At 62.4% G+C, this 23,391-nt stretch carries 20 protein-coding genes; 9 read left to right on the top strand and 11 right to left on the bottom strand.

Annotation, left to right across the window (positions count from 1 at the left end):
- The first annotated feature begins 11 nt into the window (after positions 1–11).
- Both C2U30_RS08030 and C2U30_RS08025 read left to right on the top strand, forming a co-directional pair.
- The gene (locus C2U30_RS08030; RefSeq protein ID WP_103243584.1) at positions 12–653 is read left to right on the top strand and encodes a class I SAM-dependent methyltransferase; all 642 of its coding nucleotides are present in this window, start codon (positions 12–14) and stop codon (positions 651–653) included.
- A 74-nt stretch (positions 654–727) separates the two neighbouring features.
- Positions 728–1,948, top strand: a complete 1,221-nt coding sequence (locus C2U30_RS08025; protein WP_103243583.1) for a winged helix-turn-helix domain-containing protein — start codon at positions 728–730, stop codon at positions 1,946–1,948.
- A 10-nt stretch (positions 1,949–1,958) separates the two neighbouring features.
- On the opposite strand, the gene C2U30_RS08020 is transcribed toward C2U30_RS08025, so the two are convergent.
- The gene (locus C2U30_RS08020) at positions 1,959–2,600 is read right to left on the bottom strand and encodes a TetR/AcrR family transcriptional regulator (protein WP_103243582.1); all 642 of its coding nucleotides are present in this window, start codon (positions 2,598–2,600) and stop codon (positions 1,959–1,961) included.
- Positions 2,601–2,693: 93 nt separating this feature from the next.
- Here C2U30_RS08020 and C2U30_RS08015 point away from each other — a divergent pair, with 93 nt between their 5' ends.
- Positions 2,694–3,392, top strand: a complete 699-nt coding sequence (locus C2U30_RS08015; protein WP_103243581.1) for a DAPG hydrolase family protein — start codon at positions 2,694–2,696, stop codon at positions 3,390–3,392.
- Between the two features lie 109 nt (positions 3,393–3,501).
- On the opposite strand, the gene frdD is transcribed toward C2U30_RS08015, so the two are convergent.
- The 7 genes from frdD to mscM all read right to left on the bottom strand — a co-directional run bounded on the left by frdD (position 3,502) and on the right by mscM (position 13,430).
- Entirely contained in the window at positions 3,502–3,858 is a 357-nt protein-coding gene (gene frdD, locus C2U30_RS08010; RefSeq protein WP_010673803.1) for a fumarate reductase subunit FrdD, read from the bottom strand.
- A gap of 112 nt (positions 3,859–3,970) precedes the next feature.
- On the bottom strand, positions 3,971–4,369 hold the full coding sequence (locus C2U30_RS08005) for a hypothetical protein (protein WP_017781597.1): 399 nt from the start codon (positions 4,367–4,369) through the stop codon (positions 3,971–3,973).
- A gap of 16 nt (positions 4,370–4,385) precedes the next feature.
- Positions 4,386–5,120, bottom strand: a complete 735-nt coding sequence (locus tag C2U30_RS08000; protein ID WP_041215634.1) for a succinate dehydrogenase/fumarate reductase iron-sulfur subunit — start codon at positions 5,118–5,120, stop codon at positions 4,386–4,388.
- Positions 5,113–6,897, bottom strand: coding sequence for a fumarate reductase (quinol) flavoprotein subunit (gene frdA, locus C2U30_RS07995; RefSeq protein ID WP_010673806.1), 1,785 nt, complete (start codon positions 6,895–6,897; stop codon positions 5,113–5,115). The genes C2U30_RS08000 and frdA overlap by 8 nt, the downstream gene beginning before the upstream one ends.
- 516 nt (positions 6,898–7,413) lie before the next feature.
- Positions 7,414–9,291 carry a methyl-accepting chemotaxis protein gene (locus C2U30_RS07990; RefSeq protein WP_043156361.1) on the bottom strand — a complete coding sequence of 626 codons (1,878 nt, stop codon included), beginning with the start codon at positions 9,289–9,291 and terminating at the stop codon, positions 7,414–7,416.
- 156 nt (positions 9,292–9,447) lie between these two features.
- The gene (locus C2U30_RS07985) at positions 9,448–10,125 is read right to left on the bottom strand and encodes a glycerophosphodiester phosphodiesterase (protein WP_042014533.1); all 678 of its coding nucleotides are present in this window, start codon (positions 10,123–10,125) and stop codon (positions 9,448–9,450) included.
- A 29-nt stretch (positions 10,126–10,154) separates the two neighbouring features.
- Entirely contained in the window at positions 10,155–13,430 is a 3,276-nt protein-coding gene (gene mscM, locus C2U30_RS07980; RefSeq protein ID WP_045525588.1) for a miniconductance mechanosensitive channel MscM, read from the bottom strand.
- A 153-nt stretch (positions 13,431–13,583) separates the two neighbouring features.
- Here mscM and C2U30_RS07975 point away from each other — a divergent pair, with 153 nt between their 5' ends.
- A complete protein-coding gene (locus C2U30_RS07975) occupies positions 13,584–14,918 on the top strand; it encodes an MATE family efflux transporter (protein WP_052814495.1) in 1,335 nt (444 codons plus the stop codon).
- Between the two features lie 87 nt (positions 14,919–15,005).
- Here C2U30_RS07975 and C2U30_RS07970 read toward each other — a convergent pair whose 3' ends face one another.
- Positions 15,006–15,833 carry a M23 family metallopeptidase gene (locus C2U30_RS07970; protein WP_049636548.1) on the bottom strand — a complete coding sequence of 276 codons (828 nt, stop codon included), beginning with the start codon at positions 15,831–15,833 and terminating at the stop codon, positions 15,006–15,008.
- Positions 15,834–15,970: 137 nt separating this feature from the next.
- On the opposite strand from C2U30_RS07970, the gene C2U30_RS22775 reads away from it, so the two are divergent.
- Positions 15,971–16,132, top strand: a complete 162-nt coding sequence (locus C2U30_RS22775) for a hypothetical protein (protein ID WP_180911452.1) — start codon at positions 15,971–15,973, stop codon at positions 16,130–16,132.
- 186 nt (positions 16,133–16,318) lie between these two features.
- A complete protein-coding gene (locus tag C2U30_RS07960) occupies positions 16,319–17,101 on the top strand; it encodes a BPSS1780 family membrane protein (RefSeq protein ID WP_048208643.1) in 783 nt (260 codons plus the stop codon).
- A 61-nt stretch (positions 17,102–17,162) separates the two neighbouring features.
- Here the strand turns inward: C2U30_RS07960 and C2U30_RS07955 are convergent, their stop codons facing one another.
- Positions 17,163–18,077 carry a LysR family transcriptional regulator gene (locus C2U30_RS07955; protein WP_103243580.1) on the bottom strand — a complete coding sequence of 305 codons (915 nt, stop codon included), beginning with the start codon at positions 18,075–18,077 and terminating at the stop codon, positions 17,163–17,165.
- A 120-nt stretch (positions 18,078–18,197) separates the two neighbouring features.
- Between C2U30_RS07955 and C2U30_RS07950 the strand changes: the two genes are divergently transcribed.
- The 3 genes from C2U30_RS07950 to oxyR all read left to right on the top strand — a co-directional run bounded on the left by C2U30_RS07950 (position 18,198) and on the right by oxyR (position 20,800).
- On the top strand, positions 18,198–19,055 hold the full coding sequence (locus tag C2U30_RS07950; protein WP_103243579.1) for a Vmh family MBL fold metallo-hydrolase: 858 nt from the start codon (positions 18,198–18,200) through the stop codon (positions 19,053–19,055).
- A 74-nt stretch (positions 19,056–19,129) separates the two neighbouring features.
- Positions 19,130–19,774 (top strand): DsbA family protein, encoded by a 645-nt coding sequence (locus tag C2U30_RS07945; RefSeq protein WP_043155970.1) that lies wholly within the window; start codon positions 19,130–19,132, stop codon positions 19,772–19,774.
- Between the two features lie 129 nt (positions 19,775–19,903).
- The gene (oxyR, locus tag C2U30_RS07940) at positions 19,904–20,800 is read left to right on the top strand and encodes a DNA-binding transcriptional regulator OxyR (RefSeq protein WP_010673817.1); all 897 of its coding nucleotides are present in this window, start codon (positions 19,904–19,906) and stop codon (positions 20,798–20,800) included.
- Between the two features lie 70 nt (positions 20,801–20,870).
- On the opposite strand, the gene C2U30_RS07935 is transcribed toward oxyR, so the two are convergent.
- Positions 20,871–23,360, bottom strand: a complete 2,490-nt coding sequence (locus C2U30_RS07935) for a penicillin-binding protein 1A (RefSeq protein WP_103243578.1) — start codon at positions 23,358–23,360, stop codon at positions 20,871–20,873.
- Between the last annotated feature and the right edge of the window lie 31 nt (positions 23,361–23,391).

Here is a 23,391-nt window from a genome sequence, read left to right as displayed (position 1 = left end):
GAGGAGCTGCCATGTCATCCCCTGTTCACTGTCCCCTGTGTCTCTCCCCTCGGCACCATGCCCTGCCGGTGGCGGGCAAGGGCTATTACCGCTGCCTGGCGTGCGAGCTGGTCTGGATGGACGAGGCGGACCACCTGGACGAGGGGGCCGAGAAGGCGGTCTATGACGGGCACGACAACCGGGTGGACGATCCCCGCTACCGGGCCTTTCTGATGCGTGCCTTTGGCGAGGTGCTGGCCCGGGTGTTGCCTCCTGCCAGCGGCCTCGATTTTGGCTGCGGCCCCGGGCCTGCCCTCATCGCCATGGGGCGGGAGGCGGGCTTCGAGATGGCGGGCTACGACAAGTTCTATGCCGACGACCCAGAGTGCCTGACAAGGCAATACGACTTCATCACCAGCACCGAGGTGATAGAGCACATCGCCACCCCCCGCGCCGTGCTGGACACGCTCTGGGGCTGTCTCAAGCCCGGCGGGGTGCTGGTGTTGCAGACCCAGCGGGTGCTGGGGGACGAGCGCTTCAAGACCTGGCGCTATCGCCACGATCCCACCCACATCGTCTTCTTCGCCGAGGCCTCGTTCCGTGCCCTGGCGGTCCGCTGGCAGGCAGAGGTCGAGTTTCCTCATGCGGATGTGGCGGTGTTCACCAAACCCTGAGCCGGGCGTTTTCATTTGGCCATGAGTTGGGCATGCTGGTGGCCTGATACCCAGGAACGGATGCCCCTATCTCCATGTCGATCCCCCACCTCTCATTGCAAGACGCCCGCCACCTGCAACTGGCGGCCCAGGGGCTGCTGACCCCGCGCCGCGCCAGAGCAACCCCCGCCGACCTGCTCGCCTGCATTCGCCGCATGGCGTTGCTGCAGATAGACACCATCTCCGTGGTGGCCCGCAGCCCCTATCTGGTGCTGTTCAGCCGCCTTGGCCACTACGATCCGCGCTGGCTGGAACAACTGCTGGCCGATGGTGACCTCTTCGAATACTGGGCTCATGAGGCCTGTTTCGTCCCCCGGGAAGATTACCGGCTGCTGCGCCATCGGATGCTGGATCCCGCCGCCATGGGCTGGAAGTTCTCCGCCCAGTGGCTCAAGACCCACGGCGGCGAGATAGCGCAGATAGTCGAGCGCATACGCCAGGATGGCCCGGTGCGGGCGGCAGACTTCGAGCGCAAGGGGAACAAGGGCAACGGCTGGTGGGACTGGAAGCCGGAGAAGCGCCATCTGGAGGTGCTGTTTACCGCAGGCCAGCTGATGGTGCGCGAACGGCGCAATTTCCAGCGGGTCTACGATCTCGCCGAGCGGGTCATGCCGGAGTGGAATGACGAGCGGGATCTGCCGAGTCCTGATCTCGCCCGGCGGGACATGGTGCGAGCCAGTTGCCGGGCGCTGGGGCTGGTCAAGACCGGCTGGGTGGCGGATTACTATCGCCTTAAACGGGGGAAATACGACGCCCTGCTCCACCAACTGGCGGACGAGGGGGAGCTGTTGCCGGTACGAGTGGAGGGGTGGCAGCACGGAGCCTTCGTTCACGCCTCCCTGGCCGATGAGCTGGTCCGGGCCCAGGCGGGCACCCTCAAGGCGCGCCACACCGCCGTGCTCTCGCCCTTTGACCCGCTGGTGTGGGATCGCAAGCGGGCCAGCGAGTTGTTTGGCTTTGACTATCGTATCGAGTGCTATACCCCGGCCCCCAAGCGCCAGTACGGTTATTTCGTGCTGCCGTTGCTGCATCGCGGCAAGCTGGTGGGCAGGATGGACGCCAAGGCCCATCGCAAGGAGGGGGTGTTCGAGGTCAAGAGCCTCTATCTGGAAGACGGGGTCAGGGTGACCCGGACCCTGGCCCAGGATCTGGGCAAGGCCATCCAGAAGCTGGCGGAGTGGCACCAGACCCCGCTGCTGCGTTATGGCAACGTTCCTGCTCCCTTGTTGGCCCAATGGCAGGAGGTGGCACGCTGAGGAAGGACGCCTACCCTCGCATCAAGCCGGGCAGCACCAGCGCAACGGCCGCGGTGATGCGCGCGCGGATGTCGCTGCCCGGCGCCAGCAAGCCGAGCGCCATCTGGCGCAGCGGCTCCGCCATGGTCATCGCCAGCAACAGATCGCTGGTCTGGGCAGCGTCCAGCTCGCGCAGCCAGCCCAGTTGCTGCTGGCGCTGCAGCCAGCTGGCCAGGGTCGCCCTGCCGCGGGCAATACCGTTCTCCTGATAGGCCACCAACAGGGCATCCCGCCCCGTGAACTCATGCTGCAGCAGCCGGAACATGCCCACCGCCGGTGCGCTCAGCACCTGATCTGCAATCGCCTGCAAGCCCTGCTCCAGCATCTCTCCCAGTGCCTCGGGGTGGGTTGCATCCTGCTCGAAGGCCGGCTGGAAGGCATCGGTCCAGCTGCGCACCGCCTGCGCTACCAGCTCGTCGCGATTGGCGGCGAAGCGGTAGAGGGTCTTCTTGGCAACCCCCGCCTCTTTGGCCACCGCATCCACGGTCGCAGCGTTGTAGCCCCCCTTGAGCAACAAAGTCAGCGTCGCCTCGGCGAGGGCGGCGCGAAGGTCGGCTTCCGGGGTGACCGGACGGCCTCGTGAGCGTGTTTCTTCATCGTTCTGGTGCGACATATGGGCTCCTGGAAAGCATTGACAGACCCAGCATACAGGCATAGCGTAATTTAAGAAACGAACTTCGTTTCCTAAATTTATGGGAGTCATATCATGCATCCTTCTGCCCTGTTTGCCCCCTGGGGCGTCAATGACATCAATGAGTTGCTCAGTCCGCAACCCCTTCGCCTGGAAATGGGTCTGACCCGCAGCACCGACGGCCTGCTGACGGTCGCCATCCGCACCGATCTGCACGGCTGCAAGGGGCGCATGCTGGATTGGTGGTTCACCTTCTTCGAGACGACCCAGCACATCAGGTGGTGGCACCCCCACGATCATGTCGAGCACCGGGGCTGGGATCATCACTGGAAAAAAGGGGAGCGCTTCGTGGGAGCCAGCATAGCGGCGGTGGAGTGGCTTGCCGAGCTGCCGCCGGTGGCAGCTCGCCTCAAGTTCCACGGTGCCGAAGAGGTGTTCGCCCCGCAATCGCTACACGAGGCGCGGGAGACGCAGGCTCTCTCTGCCGCCATCTGCGCCCGTATCGGCTTTGGCGACGAGGTGGCGCTGGATGAGCAGGGGGCGCCACTGGATGGCGAGATGCTGCACCTGGCGCGGGATACCCCCTATGGCTGTGTGCTGCGCAGTCGTTTTCTGCTGGGCAAGGCCTGCGCCAATCCGTTTGACGAGGTGCCGGACGAGGTAGGTTTCAACCTGATGCGCCACTGCTACAGCGAGTTCAGCTATCTGGCGCAGTTTCTGCCGTCGCTCTACTACGCGGAAAACGGCCGTGAACCGGCACCGCGACTCTGGTGACGGATGCCGAACGAGCGCGCAGGCCAGCTGCCGGGTGGAGATGAACCGCGGAAGATGGTCATAAAAAAACCGGGCACTGGGCCCGGTTTGTCATGCAGTCAGGATGTGCTTACTGGAGCACCAGTACCATCAGCAGGCCGACGGTGATGGCGGACACCAGGAAGGCGAAGCCATAGAACACATAGTGGTGCAGCTTGGTGGTGTGGATCCCCAAGTCATGCAGGCCGTGGTAGATGCGGTGCATGCCGTGCCAGACGGGCAGGGCGATGATCACCAGCAGGATGCAGGCACCCCACCAGGAGCTGGCGAATGCCAGCACGCGCTCGTAGCTCATGGTCTCCACGTCCATGATGCCCATGGGCACCAGCAGACCTGTGATGAGGACAATGACCGGCAGCAGCATGGCAACCACCATGCCACCCGCACCAAACAGACCCCAGTAAATTGGCTCGTCAGAACGTCTCATATTTTTTCCTCAAATCATGATTGAGTGATCGTGGCCAACGTTTCTGAGTGAGAGCCCGGTACCAAACAGACACCAATAACCGGGTTCGTCAGAACGTCTCATGGTTTTCTCCTCAGGCCACGATGATCAGGACAAGCAGGGATACCACCGCCAGCGCCACATACTGGGCGATGACGATCGGCTTCTCCGGCACCAGGTCTTCGCCACGGAAGATGCGCATGGCTTTCGGTGCCAGGGCGAACCAGGTCTTGGCGTGGAACAGGCAGGCTGCCAGGGCGATGACGTGGAACAGGATGGCAATGGGGCTCTGCAGGGATTCCAGCCAGCCGTTGAATGCCTCCTGACCCTGTACCAGCCGCAGCAGACCCCACATCAGCACGACGGCGTAGATGGAGACGAAGATGCTGGTGCCTTCGCGGATCATGTAACCGGTGTAGAAGGCATTCTTCAGCCACCAGTCTTTTTTCATCTCGCGCACGTAAGGCTTACGTTTGCTCTCAGTGTTGTTCATGGTCTCACTCCTGGTCTCAGTCCGGCTTGAACATGGCGATCATGTAGTCCTTGGCGCTCTCGACCTTGCCAAGCTGGATGGCGGCGGCCGGATCCACGCCTTTCGGGCACACTTCGGAGCAGTAGCCCACGAAGGTACAGCCCCAGACGCCCTCGTCCTGGCTGATGATCTTCATCCGCTCCTTGGACGCGCTGTCGCGGTTGTCGGCGTTGTAGCGATAGGCCAGCGCCAGTGCTGCCGGACCGGTGAACTTCTTGTTGATGCCATATTGCGGGCAGGCCGCGTAGCACAGACCGCAGTTGATGCACATGGAGAACTGGTGATACTTCGCCATGTCAGCCGGCGTCTGGGTGTACTCGCCATCGCACAGGCTGCGCGGCTCGGACGGGATGATGTAGGGCTTGATGCTCTCCAGCTTCTCGATGAAGTCGGACATGTCGACCACCAGATCGCGCTCGATGGGGAAGTTGTTGAGCGGTTCGATAGTCATCTTGCCAGGCAGGTAGTCGCGCAGGAAGGTCTTGCAACCGAGTTTCGGAATGCCGTTGACCATCATGCCGCAGGAGCCGCAGATCGCCATCCGGCAGGACCAGCGGAAGCTCAAGGTAGAGTCCAGATGATCCTTGATGTATTGCAGCGCATCCAGCAGGGACATCTCTTTGAGGTAGGGCACCTGGAAGGTCTGCATCCAGGGCTCGTTATCCTGCTCGGGACGGTAGCGCAGGATTTCAATTTCGATCATCTCAGCCATTCTTCTTAGCCTCGTCTTGTTTCTCACCCTCGGAACCGTACACGCGCTTGGCCGGTTGGGATTTAGTGATCTTCACATCGGAATAGTCGATGGTCGGGGCCCCTTCGCCGTTGTAGAAGGAGAGAGTGTGCTTGAGGAAGTTGACGTCATCGCGCTCCTCGTAACCGTCCAGACGCTGGTGGGAACCGCGGGACTCTTTGCGGTTGATGGCGGAGTGCGCCATGGCTTCCGCCACGTCCAGCATGTAGCCCAGCTCGATGGCGTACAGCAGGTCGGTGTTGAAGACCGAGGACTTGTCGTTGATCTTGATCTTCTTGTAACGGGCTTTCAGCTCGTTGATCTTGTCGATGGTGCCCTGCATCAGCTCTTCGGTACGGTAGATACCGACACCGGCTTCCATGGACATGCCCAGTTCGTTGCGGATATCCGCCGGGTTTTCGGTGCCGTCGATGTCGAGCAGGGAGAGGTGCTGCTTGATGAGCGCCTCGGCCTTGGCGACCAGCGCCTGGGTGTTGCCGTGTTGCTGGGTGGCGGCAAACTCGGCTGCCTGCTCACCGGCCACCTTGCCGAAGACCACGATCTCGGACAGGGAGTTGGAACCCAGACGGTTGGCGCCGTGCAGACCAACGGAGGCACATTCGCCAGCGGCATAGAGACCGGCCAGACGAGTGGCGCACTTGCCGTCAGTTTCTATGCCACCCATGGTGTAGTGGGCGGTCGGACGTACCGGAATCGGCTCTTTTACCGGATCCACACCCACATAGGCCTTGGCCAGTTCGCAGATGAAGGGCAGACGCTCTTTCAGGTACTTCTCGCCAAGGTGGCGCAGGTCAAGGTGAACCACGTCGCCCATGGGGCCCTGGATCACGCGGCCTTTTTGCTGCTCCTGCCAGAAGGCCTGGGAGAGACGGTCGCGGGGACCCAGCTCCATGTGCTTGTTCTTTGGCTGGCCGACCGGGGTTTCCGGGCCCAGACCGTAATCTTGCAGGTAGCGATAGCCATCCTTGTTGAGCAGGATGCCACCCTCACCACGACAACCTTCGGTCATCAGGATGCCGGTGCCCGGCAGACCGGTCGGGTGATACTGGACGAACTCCATGTCCCGCAGCGGTACGCCGTGGCGGTAGGCCAGGGCCATGCCGTCCCCGGTGACGATGCCGCCGTTGGTGTTGTAGCGATAGACACGACCTGCGCCGCCGGTGGCCAGCACCACGGACTTGGCCTGGATGAAGCGGGTGATGCCGTTCTGGATGTCAAAGGTGACGACACCCTGGACGCGGCCATCTTCCACGATGAGATCCAGACAGAAGTGCTCGTCGAAGCGCTTGATGGTCGGGTACTTGATGGAGGTCTGGAACAGGGTGTGCAGGATGTGGAAGCCGGACTTGTCGGCGGCGAACCAGGTGCGGGGGATCTTCATCCCGCCGAAACGGCGAACGTTGGCCTTGCCGTCCGGTTTGCGGCTCCAGGGGCAACCCCAGTGCTCCAGCTGGATCATCTCGTTGGTGGCGTTGTTGACGAAGTACTCGACTACGTCCTGCTCACACAACCAGTCACCACCGGAGACGGTGTCGTTGAAGTGGTTTTCCAGGGAGTCGTCATCACGGACGACGCCTGCGGCGCCACCTTCGGCGGCCACTGTGTGGCTGCGCATCGGATAGACCTTGGAAATCAGGGCGATTTCCAGCTCCGGGTGGGCTTCTGCAATGGCGATTGCGGCACGCAGGCCACCGCCACCGGCACCGATGATGGCAACATCGGTCTTGATAATATCCACATCTGCCTCCTTAGGGATAGATTTGCTGGGCACGATTTTGCTCTATGAAAAAAATTCAGGCTTGATGCAAGTCAAACTGCTTTGTTTTAGTGCTTGGCAACGGTGATTTTTATTACAACCACCCCATTCCTTGGATGAAAATGCCGTCATTATCGCCATCCATCAGTGATCTGGATCAGCCGTACTCGCTACTCTGGTGATTTTAACTCCAAGATTATACGTAGTTTTCTTTCAAAAAAATGAGAAATGCCTCTCTTTTTGGGTATTACCCATAAAGTTTTTAAGTTTTTTATCAAAACAGTTTAATGATAACTATTATCACGATGACATATCGAGATTAGGCATCAAAAAAGTAATGCGAATATAGCCATGACAGACTGGGCCCGTCTCCCACACATGGGCAAAAGGAGATGTCGATCACAGGGTTTAGAGTCTCGAAAGGGGATTATAACCGTTGAAACAAAAAGGGTTTATAAAAAAAAGGGGCCTGAACGGCCCCTTTCTTCCCATGGTCGATCAGATGCGGAACATGCCGACCTGATTATTCAATTCACCTGAAATATTTTTAAGCTGGGCCGACAGATTGCGGGAGCTGTCCGCATCCACTGCCAGCTCGTCCGAGACATCCTTGACCGCCTGGATGTTGCGGCTCACCTCGTCGGTGACGGCACGCTGTTCCTCGGCGGCGCTGGAGATCTGGGTCGCCATGTCGGAGATCTGGTTGATGGAGGTGGTGATCTGCTCCAGCGCCTGGGTCGCATCGTTGGCATCTTCCACGCTGTTCTGGGCCAGCAACTGACCCTCGTGCATGGTACTGACGGCGCCCTGGGTGTTGCGCTGCAGGGTCTCGATCATGCTGCGGATCTCGACGGTGGAGCTGTGGGTGCGCTGGGAAAGCACCCGCACCTCGTCGGCCACCACGGCAAAGCCGCGCCCCTGCTCGCCAGCCCGGGCGGCCTCGATGGCGGCGTTGAGCGCCAGCAGGTTGGTCTGCTCGGCGATGCCCTGGATGGTGGAGAGGATGGTGTTGATCTCCTGGGCGTTCTTCTCCAGTTCCTGAATGATGCCGGAGGCCTGCTTGACCTGGGTGGCCAGATCCGTGATGGAGCGCTGGTTGCGGGCAATCACCTGCTTGCCGTGCTCGCAACTGCTGGAGGAGCTGCGGGCCGCTTCCGCGGTCTGCTCGGCGTTGCTGGCCACTTCGACGGCGGTGGCGGACATCTCGTGCACTGCGGTCGCAATCTGGGAGATCTCGTTTTGCTGGCGGGCCAGCCCCTGGTTGGATTTCTCCGCCATGTCGTGGGAAGACCTGGCCTGCTGGTTGAGCTGGGTGGAGGAGTTGGAGATGTCCTGCACCATGACGTGGATGCGCTCGATGAAGGTGTTGACGTGCTTGGCGACGGTACCGACCTCGTCTTCACGCTCGATCTTGATGCGACGGGTGAGATCGCCGTTGCCGCGGGAGAGATCGGCAATTGCCTCGCCCAGGGTTTTCAGCGGTGCCAGGGAGCCGTTGATGGCGACATAGGAGAAGCCTGCCACGATGAGGATGGTCAGCAATCCCTGGAGGAGGGCGGAGGTGACCATGCGGGAGACGGACTGGTAGGCGACCGCTTCGTCCACCACGATGCCGAAATACCAGTTGGTGTTGGGGATCTCGGTGAGGTCGAATACGCTTGCCTTGCCGCTGATATCCATCTCGGAGATGGTGTTGTCATGGGCCAGCTCGTTGACCTTGGCTGCCGTCAGCTCCGGGGAGATGGCGGTGGCGGGTTTGAGGGTCAGATCCTTGTCCGGGTGGGCGATGATGGTGCCGTTGCTGTCCACCAGAATGGCATAGGTGCCTTCCGAGTTCATGGCGAGTACGTCTTTCACCAGACCGTCGATGGAGACGTCACCGGCGATGACGCCGTCGGTGTTGCCACGACTGAAGGGCTCGGCGATGGTGATGATGAGCTGGCCGGTGGTGATGTCGGCATAGGGGGCCGTGATGGCGAGCTTGCCGGCGGCCATGGCGTCCTTGTACCAGGGGCGCTGGCGCGGATCATAGCCGGCCGGCAGATCGGTCGGCTTGCTCTGGATCATCCGGCCATCCTTGGTGCCCACGTAGACGAGATCGAAGTTGCCCGCATTCATGGACTGGGCCAGGTGGCTGAGGGGCTCGTCTTCCTTGGCGAAGGCTTCCTTGGTGGCGGTGACGAGATTGATGCGGGCGTCGAGCCAGCGGGAGATCCCCTTGACGTTGGCGACCGAGCTGTCGTCGATGAAGCTCCAGATCAGCCGCTGGGTTTCACTGCGCAACTGGGAGGTGTTGTACCAGACCTGCAGGCCGGTGATGACCAGAATGATGGCCCCGATGGAGAGGACCAGCTTGTTCTTGATGGATAGGTTCATGTTTACATCCTTGTGAGCGTCAGTCAGAGATCCATGGTGTTTGTTATTGTTATGAGCCAACTCTGTATCGGCTGGCTATGGACTTTATGTATCCCGGTGCACCGCATTTTTTCAATTCTTTTCACCTCCTTGTGGCCTGCCAGGCCGCGCCGATACTCAGCTGAATCGATCTGGTCGGTTGGTGAAGATGCCATCGACACCCATGCTGGCGAGGGCGCTCCCATCACTCACTTCGTCGACTGTATAGACCAGGATCTTGAGCCCCCGGCGATGGGCATCCGCCACCAGGGTCTCGTCGACGAAATCCACGTCGCAGTTCAGTGACCAGGCCCCCAGCGTTTCGGCGAAGGCGGCGCCGTCGAGGGGCAGGCTGGCCGTGAGGGCGCCGATCCTGATTTCCGGTCGTAGTCCCTTGAAGCGTAACAGCTCGGGATGATGAAAGGAGGAAACGATCCAGTGCGCCTGGGTAAAGCCAAGCTCGGCCTCGGCCCGCCTGGTCAGGGCGGCCACCGGCTCGGCGGTGTGGGCGCCCTTTAGCTCGATGTGCAGTTCGCAGCGCCCCGCCACCAGTGCCATCACCTGCCACAGGGTCGGGATCCGCTCCTCGTCCCCCGCATCCAGGCTCGCCAGGTACTCCCGGGATTGCCCGGTCAGCACACCCTGGCCGTTGGTGCAGCGCTCCAGTCGCCGGTCGTGGAAGACCCAGAGCTCTCCGTCGGCCCACTGCACGTCCAGCTCGATGGCTTTGGCACCCAGATCCAGCGCCAGGCTCATCGCCTTGAGGGTATTCTCCGGGGCCAGGCCGCTGGCACCGCGATGGGCAATGATCTGCATGATGGCTCCTGTTGTCGTCTTTGGGGGCTTCATCCCCGGCTCATCCGGATGTCGATCTGCTGATGTGGCAGATGCATGCCGACCTGGCCGAGTTTCTCCAGGATCAGAGAATGTACCTCGTGCGTAATGGGCATCCGGTGATCCATGTTGTTGACGTAGAGCCGGATCTCGTAGATGAGGGCCGAGTCGGTGAACTCGATGAGGAACACCTCCGGGGCGGGCGTATCCAGCACCAGGGTGGACTCGCGCACGCTCTGCTCCAGCAGTTGCTGTACCTGCTTGGGATTCTGGGTCAGGCCGATGCGAATGCGCAAGCGGACCCGGGTGATGGCATCGGACAGGGACCAGTTGATGAACTGCTCGGTGATGAAGGCCTTGTTGGGGACGATGATCTCTTTCCTGTCCCAGTCCACTATGGTGGTGGCGCGGGTTTTGATCTTGGTGACGGTGCCGGTGAGATCCCGGATGGTGACGGTGTCACCCAGGCGGATCGGTTTTTCGAACAGGATGATGAGGCCGGAGACGAAGTTGGCGAAGATCTCCTGCAACCCGAAGCCCAGCCCCACGGAGAGTGCTGCCACCAGCCACTGGGTCTTGGACCAGTCGATGCCGAGCATGGAGAAGCCGGTGAGGGCGCCAATCAGCAGTACCAGGTACTTGCTCACCGTGGTGAGGGCGAAGCCGGTGCCTGGGGAGAGGCTCAGGTGCTGGAGCAGGGTGAGCTCCATCAACCCTGGAAGGTTGCGGGCGGTGACCACCGTCAGGATGAAGGCGAAGACGGTCAGCATCAGATCCTGCAGGGTGATGGCGGAGAGCTGCTCGATGCCGGCCACCTTGCTGCTCACCTGCCACACCTCGATGCTGCTGAGGAAGCTGAATGCCGAGTTGAGATCCGACCATTGCACCACCACCAGCATGGTGAAGCCCAGCATCAGCAGGGTGCGCACCAGGCCGAGGGACTGGGCGCTGATGGTATCCAGATCCAGCTCGGGCTCCTCCACCACATCGGGGATCTCGGAGCTGAGATCGTCCTCTTCCCGCTCCCGCTGCGCCAGGATCTCGGCCCGCTTCTGCTTGGCGCGATCGAAGGCGAGTCGGCGGCGCTGGATCAGCATCCAGCGGTGGGCCAGATAGTAGACGAGCAGGCAGCCGAGCCCCGCCAGCAGGCTCAGCTCCAGCTGGCGCAGCAGGGTGCGGGAGGTGTAGAAGTAGCCGAACAGGGCGCCCAGCACCGCCAGCAGCGGGGCCAGCATCAGGCTGTTCCAGATGAAGTGGTGCAGCAGATGGGGCTTGGTCATGTCTGCCTGACCCCAGGTGAGGGGCAGTTTTTCCCGGTTGAGGCGGGCAAAGAAGAGCAGCAGCCAGAGGGCCCCAATGATGAAGGCGAGGCGTCCCAGGGAGTCGTAGAAGGCGTGTTCCTGATAGCTGCTCGCCATGCCCTGTACGAAGAAGCTCGGGATCAGCACCAGCAGCAGGGTACGAAATTGTCCCCATACTCGCTGCACCCGCTCCTTCTGCCAGCGGAAGTGGAGGATGAGGATCCCCTTCTCCAGAGTGAGGTGGCGCGCCACCAGCAGGGCCAGCAGCAGGAACCAGATTTCACCCAGGCCCCGGGCCACCGCCACCGCGAAGGGATATTGCCAGGCGCCGTCCAGCAGGCCGTGCACCATGAGCACCATGGCGGGCAGCGGCAGGGCGGCGAGCACGGAGCGCACCAGCAACCGGCTGGTGAGGCTGAACTTGTCCTGGGTTACCTTGCCGATGCGCGGGGCAATGTACTGGCTGTATTGAATGAGGTGGCGGGCCAGTTTCAGCCAGCACCAGGCCAGCCCCAGCAGCCCGAGGCCAGCCAGGGTCAGGCTCAGGGGGTTGTTCTCGGCGATGGCCCTGGGCAGTTGCAGCCAGTTGGCCGGGTTGAAGGCAAGGCCGAGGGCGGCCGGGACGCCGAGCAGCACCGCCGGGCTCAGGGGGCGCACGTCCGGCATCCAGAACAGATGGCTGGCGCTGAGTTCGCGGATCTCGTCGATCTTGCTGTTCTGACGGCTGTAGAGCAGCTTGAGGCGGGTCTGCTCCTGAATGAGGGTATCGGAGGCATCGTTGAGCCGGGTAAGCAGTTGCCGCCTCGCCTTGAGCAGGTTGTCCAGCACGGCGCGCTGGGCCCTGTCCAGGGTGATGCCGTCTCCACTGAGCAGGCTGTTGCGCAGCTGGACCGGATCCTTCAGGGCATCCTGCTCGGTCTCGTACTGGTATTTGGCCATGCGCGCCTTGACGATGGCTGACTCCAGCCGCTCCAGCGGGAAGTAGGCTGGCAGATCGGCCAGCTTGCTGCGCAGGTTCTCGCCGTAGGCGTTGCTTATCTGCAACCACTCCAGCTGTTCGCGCACCGAATTGACCAGCTCGTTGAGCCCGGAGAGGGAGGTGTCCACCCCCCGTTGCTCGTCCTGCACCCGTTCAATCTGGTCCTCGAGGGCCCCCAGTTGGAGGGAGAGGGCCTGGTTTTGCTGCTGTTGCTCCTGCAAGAGGGGGAGGTCAGAGGTGAGCTGGCGGCGCAGGCGTTCACTCTCGGCCAGGGCCTGCTCGGTCTTGTCCCGGCGCAGCTGGTTCTGCTGGGCAAGCAGACTGGTCTGCCACTCATCCTCGTCGGTGATGGCGAGGTTGAGCTCCTGCAGCTTGAGCTTGCCCAGATCGTTGCGCTGCTGGGCGGAGAGCTGCTCCAGCTCCAGCATCTGGATCCGGTCGGAGAGGCTCTGCTCTTTGAGTCGGGTGGCCAGTTGCTGGGCCTCCTGCAACCTGTCCGACTCGTTGCTGAAGCTCAGGCGATCGAGCAGGGAGCGGGTCTGGAGCAACTGCTTGCGCAACTCGTCGACCCGCAGGTGATATTCCTGGCCCGTGCTCTCAAGCTGGTTGAGGCTGTCGGTCACCGCCTGACGCTCCTTGCGCAGGTTGAGCTGGCGGTTGCTGCTCAGGCTGATGGCCTGGCGCAGGGCATCCTCCTTGAGGGAGGAGAGGGACGGGCGGGACTGGGGCTGATAGTTGTGCAGCCCCTCCTTGAGACGGGCGGACTCCTTGGGGTAGTCGATGAGGATCTGCTGGTAGGCCTTGCCCTGTTCCCGGTAGCGCTGGGCATCCCGGGCATATTGCAGCGCCTGCTGGTAGCTCTCCCGCAGTTGCTGGTTTTCCGGGGTATCCGTCTTGGGGATGCTTTGCAGCAGCTCCTCTACCTGAGTGATGGCATCATCAGCCTGGACAGCGGAGAAGGGGAACAGGCTGAGACAGAGCATCAGACAGAGCAGGCGTTGCAACATGGCGCACGTTTCCGTTCAGGAGAAGTCGCCCTAGCCTAAAGCAGGGGCCGGGGCGGGTAAAGCCCTCAAGATGAATGATCCACGGCACAAATAACGGGTGATCCGGGTCTTGTTTGGCTATTATTCTGGCCGTTCCCCTTCATTGAGCAATTTATGTCCTCCGTCGATCTGGGCACGGCCCCCCTTTCCCGCCTCTTCTTGCGTTACGTCACCCCCACGGTGGCCGCCATGCTGGTCACCGGCATCTATGTCACCATAGACGGCATCTTCGTCGGCCATATCCTGGGCCAGGACGGGCTGGCCGGCATGATGCTGGCGTACCCCATCTGCGCCGTGCTCTACGCGGTGGGTGCCCTGATCGGCATGGGATCCTCGTCGCTGGCCTCCTTCTATCTAGGCAAGGGGGAGCAGGCCAGGGCGCGCCACATCGTCGGCAATGCCCTGGTGATGGTGCTCATCGCTTCCGCGCTGCTCGCCTTCATTGGCATTCGTTACGGCAAGGCCATGCTTGTCTGGATGGGGGCGCAGGGGGTCATCTTCGACGCAGGCTTCGCCTATCTGCAGTGGTACGCCTGGCTCGGGGTGTTCGCGGTGCTCTCCATGGCCTTTACCGCCCTGCTGCGCAACGACGGGCGACCCGGCCTCACCACCTGGATCCTGGTGGGGGGCGGCGTGCTCAACGTGCTGCTCGACTACCTGCTGATGGCGGTGATCCCCTGGGGGCTGGCGGGGGCCGCCATCGCGACCATGCTCTCCCAGGCGGTCACCGGAGGCCTGTGCCTGTGGCACTTCTTTACCCCCCGCAGCCAGTTGCGCATTCGCTGGGATACCCTGGTGCCCGACTGGCGGCTGATGGGGGAGACATTGCGACTCGGGGTGTCGAGTTTTCTGATGTACCTCTACCTCTCGGTGGTGCTGGCGCTGCACAACAAGGCGCTGCTCTCGGTGGGCACTTCGCTGCACGTTGCCGCCTATGGGGTCATCAGCTACAGCGAGGCCTTCTTCTATCTCATCTTCGAGGGGATCGCCATGGGCATCCAGCCCATCGCCAGCTTCAATGCCGGGGCGGGCAACTGGTCGCGAGTGCTGCGGGTGCGCAACCTGGCATTGGGAGTGACCATGGCGGTGGCACTGTGCGGGATGATCCCACTGTATCTGTGGCCAGAGGCAGTGGTTTATCTGTTTGCGGGGGACAATGCTGCCCTGTTGCCGGTGGCGACCCTCGGTATCTGGCTCTACTTCTGGGGGCTGCCCATGGAAGGCTTGCTGCTGGTGGGGGCCACCTACTTCCAGGCCATCAACCGGGCCCGCATCGCTTCCCTGCTCACCGGCGGCAAGCTGGTGCTGATCGGCGGTTTCCTGTGGGGCTTCTCCTCCCTGTGGGGAGTGGCCGGTGTCTGGCTGGCGCTGCCCACTTGCAGCACTCTGCTGGTCCTGGTGATGTGGCGGGCGATGAACAGGGAGGGGCGCCAGCACAGCGCTGCCTGAGATGTGGTCATGCGTCCATGAAAAAGGCAGCCTCGGCTGCCTTTTTCATTTTGAGTGCCCCTGCCTGTGGGCGGCAGGTCGCCGGCCTCAGGGCTTGAAGGCGCCGATAAAGATGGCGGGGTCGACGCGGGCATCGTTGAGGCTGACGTTCCAGTGCATGTGGGGACCGGTGGCGCGGCCGGTGGAGCCGACCCGGCCGACGATGCCGCCGCGGGGCAGGCTCTGGCCCAGTTTCACGTCCACCTTCGACATGTGACAGAACATGCTGATGAGGCCCTGGCCGTGGTCGACGAACACCGTATTGCCGTTGAAGAAGTAGTTGCCGATGAGGATGACCTTGCCAGCGGCTGGTGCCTTGATGGGAGTGCCGGCTCCGACCGCGAAGTCGAGGCCGGAGTGGGGGTTGCGCTCCTCGCCGTTGAAGAAGCGGCGCAGCCCGAAGGGACTGGAGAGCGGGCCCTGGACCGGCTTGTCAAACAGCAGGTTGCTCGGCTGAGCCGGGCTGAAGGTCTGGTAGGCGCGGGTCTGTTCGGCAAGCTCCCGGTTGATGCGGGTCATGTCTTCGGCCAGCGGATTGACCTGGCGGCTGTTCTTGAGCTTGATGTGCTGCTCACGGTAGTGCTTGGTGCCGACCGTGAAACTCAAGGTGCGGCCATCGCTGGTGGTCACCTGATGGGGGCCGGGTGCGCTCTTGAGCGGGATGCCGACGATGGCGATCCACGTCTTCCCGTCTTCCTGTACCACCAGCACAGGCTTGTCCTGATAGCGCACTGCGGGTGCCTTGGCCCCGCTTCCCAGTGGTACCACGGCCACGCCCCCCGGCACCGGGTGGTTGAGCAGGCGGCTGATAAACCCCGGTTCGGCGTGAAGCGCAGGGCTGCCGAGCAGCAGGAGAAGAAAGAAGAGGCGGCGCATGATGGCTCCATCGGATCAGGGGGAAAGCAAGAGGGGGGAGATGATGCCACATTCTGGCGGTGCTGTCCGTCAACCGTGGCCGATAAACTCATCGGCTGCGGCCCAGAAGGACGCAACGGACACGCCATTGCAGCGAGGTGAATGCTCTGGTTGCGGGGATCCGCTTTCCCTTCGACCTTGCCAGCCTGAGCAGGGGGCCGCTGCGCTACCGCATCTTGGGGGCGCTCGCGAGCGACAACCGTTTCATCACCACCAGCCTGGTCGGGGTCGGGGTGGGCATGGCCGGACAGGGGCCCTGACCCCTATTCCATTCGATACCGCCATCGCGGTACCCTACTCGGCGGCGACCCAGGTCACCGACTGCAAGATGAGGCTCTCCCCGACCCGGTTGCCGGGCCAGGTAGTACGCACCGGCCCCATCATGGTCACGGTGAGCGTGTCCTGAGGAGACGCCGCTTCGCCCCTATTTTTCGACGAGGTCAATGATGAACAGTGACAGGGCCCTGCGCCACGAACCCAAACGCCATGGCATAGGACAGGGCTGGATCTGGATCCGTACCGGATTCGACATCTTCAACAAGGGGATGGGTGCCAGCGTGGCCATGATAGTGCTCTGGTTTGTGGTGGGCATCGTGTTGGATCAGCTGCCAGCGGGGGGCTTGATCTCCCAGTTGCTCTATATGGTGTGGGGGGCTGGCTGGGTGGCGGTGGCGCGGCGGGGTCACCAAGGCGAGGCGCTGCAATTTGGCGACTTCTTTGCCGGTTTCCGCCATCGGTTGACCCCCTTGATGCTGGGGGGCCTGATGGTGCTCGGCCTCATCATGGGGATCCTGATGATCTGCGTATTCCTGCTGCACCAGTGGGGACTCACCGGCCTGTTGTCCGCGGATCCGGGCTCCCTGGCGCTGACCCCGGAGCAGGCACAGGGCTTCCTCGTCTGCGCCCTGGTGGGATTGGCACTGTTCGTTCCCGTGCTGATGGCCATCACCTTCGCCCCCGCCCTTATCCTCTTCCATCAGGTCGGGGTCTGGCAGGCAGCCAGGCTCAGCTTCAAGGGATGTCTGCGCAACATGTGGCCCTTCCTCTGGTGGGGGCTGCTCGGGGCCGTGCTGATCTTCTTTGGCGCACTCCTGATGCTGGTGGGCCTGCTGGTGGTGCTGCCTGCCATCAACTACTCCATCTATGCCGCCTATCACGACATCTATCTGGAGGATCAGGAGGCCGAGGAGGGAGAGACCCCGGTCAAGGCATTCGGTTTCGAAGCCTGACCGGGCACAGGATGGAGCAAAGAGGGGCCGCGAGGCCCCTTTTTTGTGCGGCTCGCAGGGATCAGAGAGAGGGAGGGGCTTCCTGCCACAGGGGATCGTCCGCCATCCGCTCCACGAGAAAGTCGAGGAAGCTGCGCAGCAGGGGGGACATCTGTTTGCGGGTGCCATAAACGGCATAGACGCCGAGGCGCTTGGGCTGCCACGGGGTGAGCAGGGGGACCAGGGCGCCGCTTGCCAGATGGGGCTGAACCGAGTAGGCGGGTTGCAGGCTGATCCCCGCCCCGTCCAGGGTGGCGGCCAGCAGCAGGTTGGAGATGTTGGCGCTGAGGTTGCCACTCACCGGGACGGATTCGGGACCATCGGGCCCCAGAAACTCCCACAGGCTCTTGCCGAAATAGGTGTAGGTGAGGCAGTTGTGCAGTGCCAGATCCTGCACCTGCTGCGGCGGAGCATGGCGGGCCAGGTAGGCGGGGCTGGCGCACACCACTGAGTGGCAGGTGCCGAGCCTGCGGGCCACCAGGTTGGGATCGAGGTCGTTGGTGATGCGCAGGGCGAGATCGATTCGCTCCTCCACCAGATTGACCGTCCGGTCCAGCAGCAGGATGTCGATCGCCGTGCCGGGGTAACGGGCCAGGTAGTCGTTCGCCGCCCCGACCAGCAGGGCTTCGGAGAGAGAGTAGCTGCAGGTGATGCGCAGTTGCCCCTTGGGGGCCTCGTCATGGCGGATGGCCAGGTGTTCCATCTCTTCCCCCAGGGCCAGCATGGCTCTGGCCCGGTTCAGCGCCTCTTCTCCCGGCCCGGTCAGGCTCAGCCGGCGGGTGGTGCGGTGCAGCAATCTGGCCCCCATCCAGCGTTCCAGCTCGGCAAGGTAGCGCGACACCATGGCGCGGGACATCTCCAGTTTCTCCCCGGCGCCGCTCAGGCTGCCCTGTTCCACCACGCAGACTAAGACCCGCAATGCGGTCAGCCTATCCATCTTGTGCCCCTATATGCTCGATTTGTGCAACAGTGATGCGCCCATTATGCGGTATTTGTATCGATGGTGATGCAATAAACTGCGCTCATTCCATTAATCCACACCGATGAGCGTTATCTGATGAACAACACACTGCGTACCCTGACCCTGACCAGCCTCCTGATGACGGGTTCCGCCCTGGCGGCCCCCCTGACCGTGACCGTCTACAACCCCGGCGAGAAGGCGATCTTCCCCGTCTCCTCCTCACTGGTAACCGGTGACAAAGAGGCCATCCTGATCGATGCCCAGTTCGACGTGCAACATGGTCAGGCGCTGGTGGACATGATCAAGAAGAGCGGCAAGAAGCTGACCACTGTCTATATCAGTGCCGGTGACCCCGACTTCTACTTCGGTCTGGAACCCGTCATGGCGGCGTTCCCGGATGTCAAGGTGTTGGCCGACCAGCATGTGGTCGACCATATCAAGCAGACCAAGGATGCCAAGCTGAGCTACTGGGGCCCGATCCTGGGCAAGGATGCACCCAAGAGCCTGACCGTGCCGCAAGTGATGACGGCCAGCCACCTGACGCTGGATGGCGAGAAGATTGACATCAAAGAGATGAACACCCCGAATGCCTACCTCTGGGCCCCTTCCATCAAGACGGCCTTTGGTGGTGTGCCGGTCTACAGCGGCGTGCATGTCTGGATGGCGGACAGCCAGTCCAAGGCCGCTCGCAGCAACTGGGTCAAGGCGCTGAACAACCTGCTGGCCCTGAAACCCGAGCGTGTGGTGCCGGGTCACTTCCTGGGAACTGCGCCCAAGGGTACCGAAGCCGTGACCTTCACCCGTGACTACGTGCAGCGTTTTGAGCAGGAGCTGGCCAAGACCAAGCACTCCGGCCAGTTGATTGAAGCGCTGAAGAAGGCTTACCCCTCCCTGCCGGTCGACGATGGCCTGGCCATCGGTGCCAAGGTCAATACCGGCGAGATGAAGTGGTAACTCCCTGACGCCTACATCCCTGTGTTTTTTTCCGGGCCCGAGGGCCCGGTTTTTTATCCAGCATTGAAGCGAGAATGATGATGAACGAAGCGCAAACAACCCTCCATTATGTCTATGACCCCCTCTGTGGCTGGTGCTATGGCGCCGCCCCCCTGCTGAAAGCCGCTGCCGAGATCCCGGGCCTTCGCATCGAACTGCATGGGGGGGGCCTCTGGATGGGCGCCAGGCGCCAGGCCATGGGACAGCCCCTGCGGGACTATGTGCGCCCCCATGACGAGCGCATCCATGCCCTCACCGGACAGCGCTTTGGTGAGCGCTACTTCAACGAGCTTCTGCTCAACGAGTCACTGCTCCTCGACTCCGAGCCGCCCATACGCGCCGTTCTGGCGGTGAGCGAGCTTGGCGGCGACGGCCTTGCCTTGTTGCACCGCATCCAGGAAACCCACTACCGGGATGGGGAATGGGTCGGTTCCCCGACACGGCTGGCGGCGCTCGCGCGGGAGCAGGGGCTGACACCGGAAGCATTCGCCCTGGCCTTTGGTCGGGTCGATCTTGTGGGCCATCTGGCCACAAGCCAGGCGTGGCTGCGCCGGCTCGGCGGGCAGGGGTTCCCGACCCTGGGATTGATGCAAGGGGAGCGCGTCGTTGCGCTGCCTGTCTCCTCCTATCTGGGAGAGCCAGCGGCGTTCGCGGATCACATCACCTCCCTGATGGGGTGAGTCTCTCGCCCATCGCCTGCGGCTTGTCAAAGGAGAGGGAGAGGGCAGACCCGTCTGCGCGCCTCCCTTGTCCCCCGCACCGTTCTTGTGCATGCTATCGGCCTCATTGAACGGCAGGATGCAGTACCTATGAACCTTCGCGATCTCGAATATCTGGTAGCGCTGGAAGAGGAGAAACACTTTCGCAAGGCAGCGGAGCGCTGCTTTGTCAGCCAGCCGACCCTGAGTGGCCAGCTGCGCAAGCTGGAAGATGAACTGGGAGTGATCCTCATCGAGCGCACCTCCCGCAAGGTGCTGTTCACGCCCGCCGGCGATGCCATGGCCCGTCAGGCGCGCAAGGTGCTCAAAGAGGCGCGAGAGCTCAAGAGCATAGGCCAGCACTTCGCCGAGCCCATGTCCGGGGAGATCCACATCGGTTTTATTCCCACCGTGGGCCCCTACCTGCTGCCCCACATCATCCAGGATCTGCGTGAACACTTCCCCAAGCTGGAGTTCTACCTCTACGAAGATCAGACCCAGGTGCTGCTCAAGCGGCTGGAGGAGGGGGAGCTGGATTGCCTCGTGCTGGCGGAGCTGGAAGGGATGGAGGGGTTTGGCGCCATCCCCCTCTATCAGGAGCCCATGTGGCTGGCCGTGCCTCAGCATCACCCGGAGGCGAGCGCCAAGGCGGTGCCCCTGCACAATCTCAAGGGCAAGAAATTGCTGATGCTGGCCGACGGTCACTGCCTGCGGGATCAGGCGATGGGTTTCTGTTTTGCCGCAGGCATCGGTGAGGATCAGCGCTTCAAGGGCACCAGTCTGGAGACCTTGCGCAACATGGTCGCCGCTGGCAGCGGCATGACGCTGGTGCCCAGGCTCGCCGTGCCCGCCAACCCGGAGGAGGGGGGCGTCAGCTATCGCCCGGTAATCAACCCCGTGCCGGGGCGCACCATCTCCCTGCTCTATCGTCACTACTCGGTGCGCCGCCCCTGCTTCAATGAGCTGGCGGCCCGCATCTCGAGTCTGATGAAAGCCCTGCTGGGCTGACGCAGCCCGCTCGTCATCCCGAAACAAAAACCGGCGCCTGGTCGCCGGTTTTTGTTGTTTCCAGGGGGACCTAGAAGATGTCGTCGGTGGAGACGGGGCCGTCTGTGGTCGCATCGTCACCGCCATACACCTGGTTGCCATCGGAGATCTGGCTCGCGTAGCGGGTGGGCTCTGTGCCCTCTTTGAAGAACTCCTCCGTGGTACTGCCATCGGCGCGATTGGTCAGCAGACCGGTTTCACGATCGATGCGGACCTGCATGATCCCTTCGGGGACCGGCATCTTGCGTTCGGGCACCTGGTGCAGAGCCGTCTTCATGAAGTCAATCCAGATGGGCTGGGCGGCACCGCCGCCAAACTCGGCCCGGCCCAGACCGCGCTGGTGGTTGTCAAAACCGATCCAGGAGGTGGCCACCAGATTCGGGGTATAGCCGGAGAACCAGGCATCCCGGGATTCGTTGGTGGTCCCCGTCTTGCCCGAGATGTCGTGACGCTTGAGGTCACGGGCTGCCCGCCAGCCGGTACCACGCCAGCCATTGCCACCCCAGATGGCGGTGGTCAGGGTGTCGGTGATGAGGAAGGCGCTCTGGGCACTGATGGTCTGCGGTGCCATGTTGTTGGGCACGACAGGATCGATGGGGCACTGGGCCTTCCAGTCTGCCGTGGTATTGGCATAGGCATCCGCGCTGTCGAGACCGGCGGCGGCCAGCACGCCGCAGTCGCGGCAGGCGGCGGCCGGGTTGGCCTCGAAGAGGGGGGTGCCGAAGCTGTCGGTCACTTCGGTGATGAAGTAGGGGGTGACCTGGAAGCCGCCATTGGCCAGCACCGAGTAGCCGCGCACCACTTCCAGCGGGGTAAACTCCGCCGCACCCAGCGCCAGGGATTCGTTGGCGGAAATGTGATCACGGGCGAAGCCGAAGCGGGTCAGGCCGTCGATATAGGTATCCAGCCCGATGGCGCGCATCAGGCGGACCGACATCACGTTCTTGGACTTGGCAAGGCCGAGGCGCAAGGTGGTCGGCCCTTCATAGATGGCGGGCGAGTTCTTGGGCTGCCACATGGGGCCCTTGGCAGGATCCCACTGGTTGATCGGTGCATCGTTGATGAGGGACGCCAGGGTATAGCCCTGCTCCAGCGCGGTGGCATAGAGGAAAGGCTTGATGTTGGAGCCGACCTGACGACGGGCCTGATCGACCCGGTTGAACTTGGAGAGCTCGAAGCTGAAGCCGCCGACCAGGGCCTCGATGGCGCCGTCTTGCGGGTTCATGGCCACCAGGGCGGCGTTGACGTCGGGGATCTGGGAGAGCAGCAACTCTTCCCCTTTCTCCCTGACCCAGATTTGGGTGCCGACTTTGAGTACATCCCGCGCCGATTTCGGGGCAAAACCCTGGCGATCGTCGGTGATGAAGGCGCGCGCCCACTTGATGCCATTCCAGCCCAGTTCGGCCTGTTTGCCATTCTTGAGCACCAGGGTGGCGCTCTTGTCGCCGAGCTGGGTGACCACGGCGGCCATCAGGGGCTGATAGGTCGGCTGCTTGGCCAGATGGGCCATGATCTGCTCGTAGTCCCAGGCCGTTTCACCGGCTTTCCACAGCAAGGCGGTCGGGCCACGGTAGCCGTGGCGGGTGTCGTAGTCGAAGACACCGTCCAGCAGCGCTTGATGGGCGGCGCGCTGACGCTTGGCGGTGACGGTGGTGTAGACGTGCAGCCCCATGGTGTAGGCATCTTCACCAAACTGCTCCACCATCTTCTGGCGTACCATCTCGCTCAGATAAGGGGCGTTCAGCGTAGTTTCGGCACCGTGAAAACGGGCCTTGACCGGCATCTTGGAGGCTTCGTCATACTGGGCCTGGGTGATCTTGCCGGTTTCCAGCATGCGACCCAGTACCACGTTGCGGCGAGCGAAGGCGCGCTCCGGGGAGCGGATCGGGTTCAGCATGGAGGGGGCCTTGGGGAGACCCGCGATGATGGCGATCTCGTCCAGGGTCAGATCCTTGACCTCCTTGCCGAAGTAGACCTGGGCGGCCGCGCCGACCCCGAATGCCCGGTAGCCGAGGGGGATCTTGTTGAGATAGAGGGTGAGGATCTCGTCCTTGGAGAGGTTCTGCTCGATGCGCCAGGCGAGGAATACTTCCTTGATCTTGCGTACAAGAGTCTTCTCGTTGCTCAGGAAGAAGTTGCGGGCCACCTGCTGGGTAATGGTACTGGCGCCCTGACGCGCCTGGCCGGAGACGGCCCAGACGGTGGCGGCACGGATGATGCCAATGGGGTCTATGCCCGGGTGCTCATAGAAGCGGGCATCTTCGGTGGCGAGTACGGCATCGATCATGGACTGGGGAATTTCGTCCAGCCGCAGGGGGATGCGACGAATTTCGCCAAACTGGGAGATCAATTCCCCGTCCCGGCTGTAGACCTTCATGGGGGTAGCCAGTTTGACATCGCGCAGGGCGCTGACGTCCGGCAACTGGGGCTTGATGTAGAAGTAGATGCCGATGAGGCTGGCAACGCCCAGCACAGCACCCAGCATCATGACAATAAACAGGCGAACGAGCCATTTCAGCATGGAAGAACTACCAATCGTCTTAAAATTAGCC

The sequence above is a fragment of the Aeromonas sp. ASNIH5 genome, from assembly GCF_002902865.1.
Lineage (GTDB): Bacteria > Pseudomonadota > Gammaproteobacteria > Enterobacterales > Aeromonadaceae > Aeromonas > Aeromonas caviae.
Note: the sequence above shows the minus strand (reverse complement) of the source record. Positions and strands in the feature narration are given on the sequence as shown.

What these genes read in the sequence shown, in the direction of transcription:
- C2U30_RS08030 (WP_103243584.1), top strand. Translation starts at nt 12, where the DNA reads ATGTCATCCCCTGTTCACTGTCCCCTGTGTCTCTCCCCTCGGCACCAT.
- C2U30_RS08025 (WP_103243583.1), top strand. Translation starts at nt 728, where the DNA reads ATGTCGATCCCCCACCTCTCATTGCAAGACGCCCGCCACCTGCAACTG.
- C2U30_RS08020 (WP_103243582.1), bottom strand. Translation starts at nt 2,600, where the DNA reads ATGTCGCACCAGAACGATGAAGAAACACGCTCACGAGGCCGTCCGGTC.
- C2U30_RS08015 (WP_103243581.1), top strand. Translation starts at nt 2,694, where the DNA reads ATGCATCCTTCTGCCCTGTTTGCCCCCTGGGGCGTCAATGACATCAAT.
- frdD (WP_010673803.1), bottom strand. Translation starts at nt 3,858, where the DNA reads ATGAGACGTTCTGACGAGCCAATTTACTGGGGTCTGTTTGGTGCGGGT.
- C2U30_RS08005 (WP_017781597.1), bottom strand. Translation starts at nt 4,369, where the DNA reads ATGAACAACACTGAGAGCAAACGTAAGCCTTACGTGCGCGAGATGAAA.
- C2U30_RS08000 (WP_041215634.1), bottom strand. Translation starts at nt 5,120, where the DNA reads ATGGCTGAGATGATCGAAATTGAAATCCTGCGCTACCGTCCCGAGCAG.
- C2U30_RS07990 (WP_043156361.1), bottom strand. Translation starts at nt 9,291, where the DNA reads ATGAACCTATCCATCAAGAACAAGCTGGTCCTCTCCATCGGGGCCATC.
- C2U30_RS07985 (WP_042014533.1), bottom strand. Translation starts at nt 10,125, where the DNA reads ATGCAGATCATTGCCCATCGCGGTGCCAGCGGCCTGGCCCCGGAGAAT.
- mscM (WP_045525588.1), bottom strand. Translation starts at nt 13,430, where the DNA reads ATGTTGCAACGCCTGCTCTGTCTGATGCTCTGTCTCAGCCTGTTCCCC.
- C2U30_RS07975 (WP_052814495.1), top strand. Translation starts at nt 13,584, where the DNA reads ATGTCCTCCGTCGATCTGGGCACGGCCCCCCTTTCCCGCCTCTTCTTG.
- C2U30_RS07970 (WP_049636548.1), bottom strand. Translation starts at nt 15,833, where the DNA reads ATGCGCCGCCTCTTCTTTCTTCTCCTGCTGCTCGGCAGCCCTGCGCTT.
- C2U30_RS07960 (WP_048208643.1), top strand. Translation starts at nt 16,319, where the DNA reads ATGAACAGTGACAGGGCCCTGCGCCACGAACCCAAACGCCATGGCATA.
- C2U30_RS07955 (WP_103243580.1), bottom strand. Translation starts at nt 18,077, where the DNA reads ATGGATAGGCTGACCGCATTGCGGGTCTTAGTCTGCGTGGTGGAACAG.
- C2U30_RS07950 (WP_103243579.1), top strand. Translation starts at nt 18,198, where the DNA reads ATGAACAACACACTGCGTACCCTGACCCTGACCAGCCTCCTGATGACG.
- C2U30_RS07945 (WP_043155970.1), top strand. Translation starts at nt 19,130, where the DNA reads ATGATGATGAACGAAGCGCAAACAACCCTCCATTATGTCTATGACCCC.
- oxyR (WP_010673817.1), top strand. Translation starts at nt 19,904, where the DNA reads ATGAACCTTCGCGATCTCGAATATCTGGTAGCGCTGGAAGAGGAGAAA.
- C2U30_RS07935 (WP_103243578.1), bottom strand. Translation starts at nt 23,360, where the DNA reads ATGCTGAAATGGCTCGTTCGCCTGTTTATTGTCATGATGCTGGGTGCT.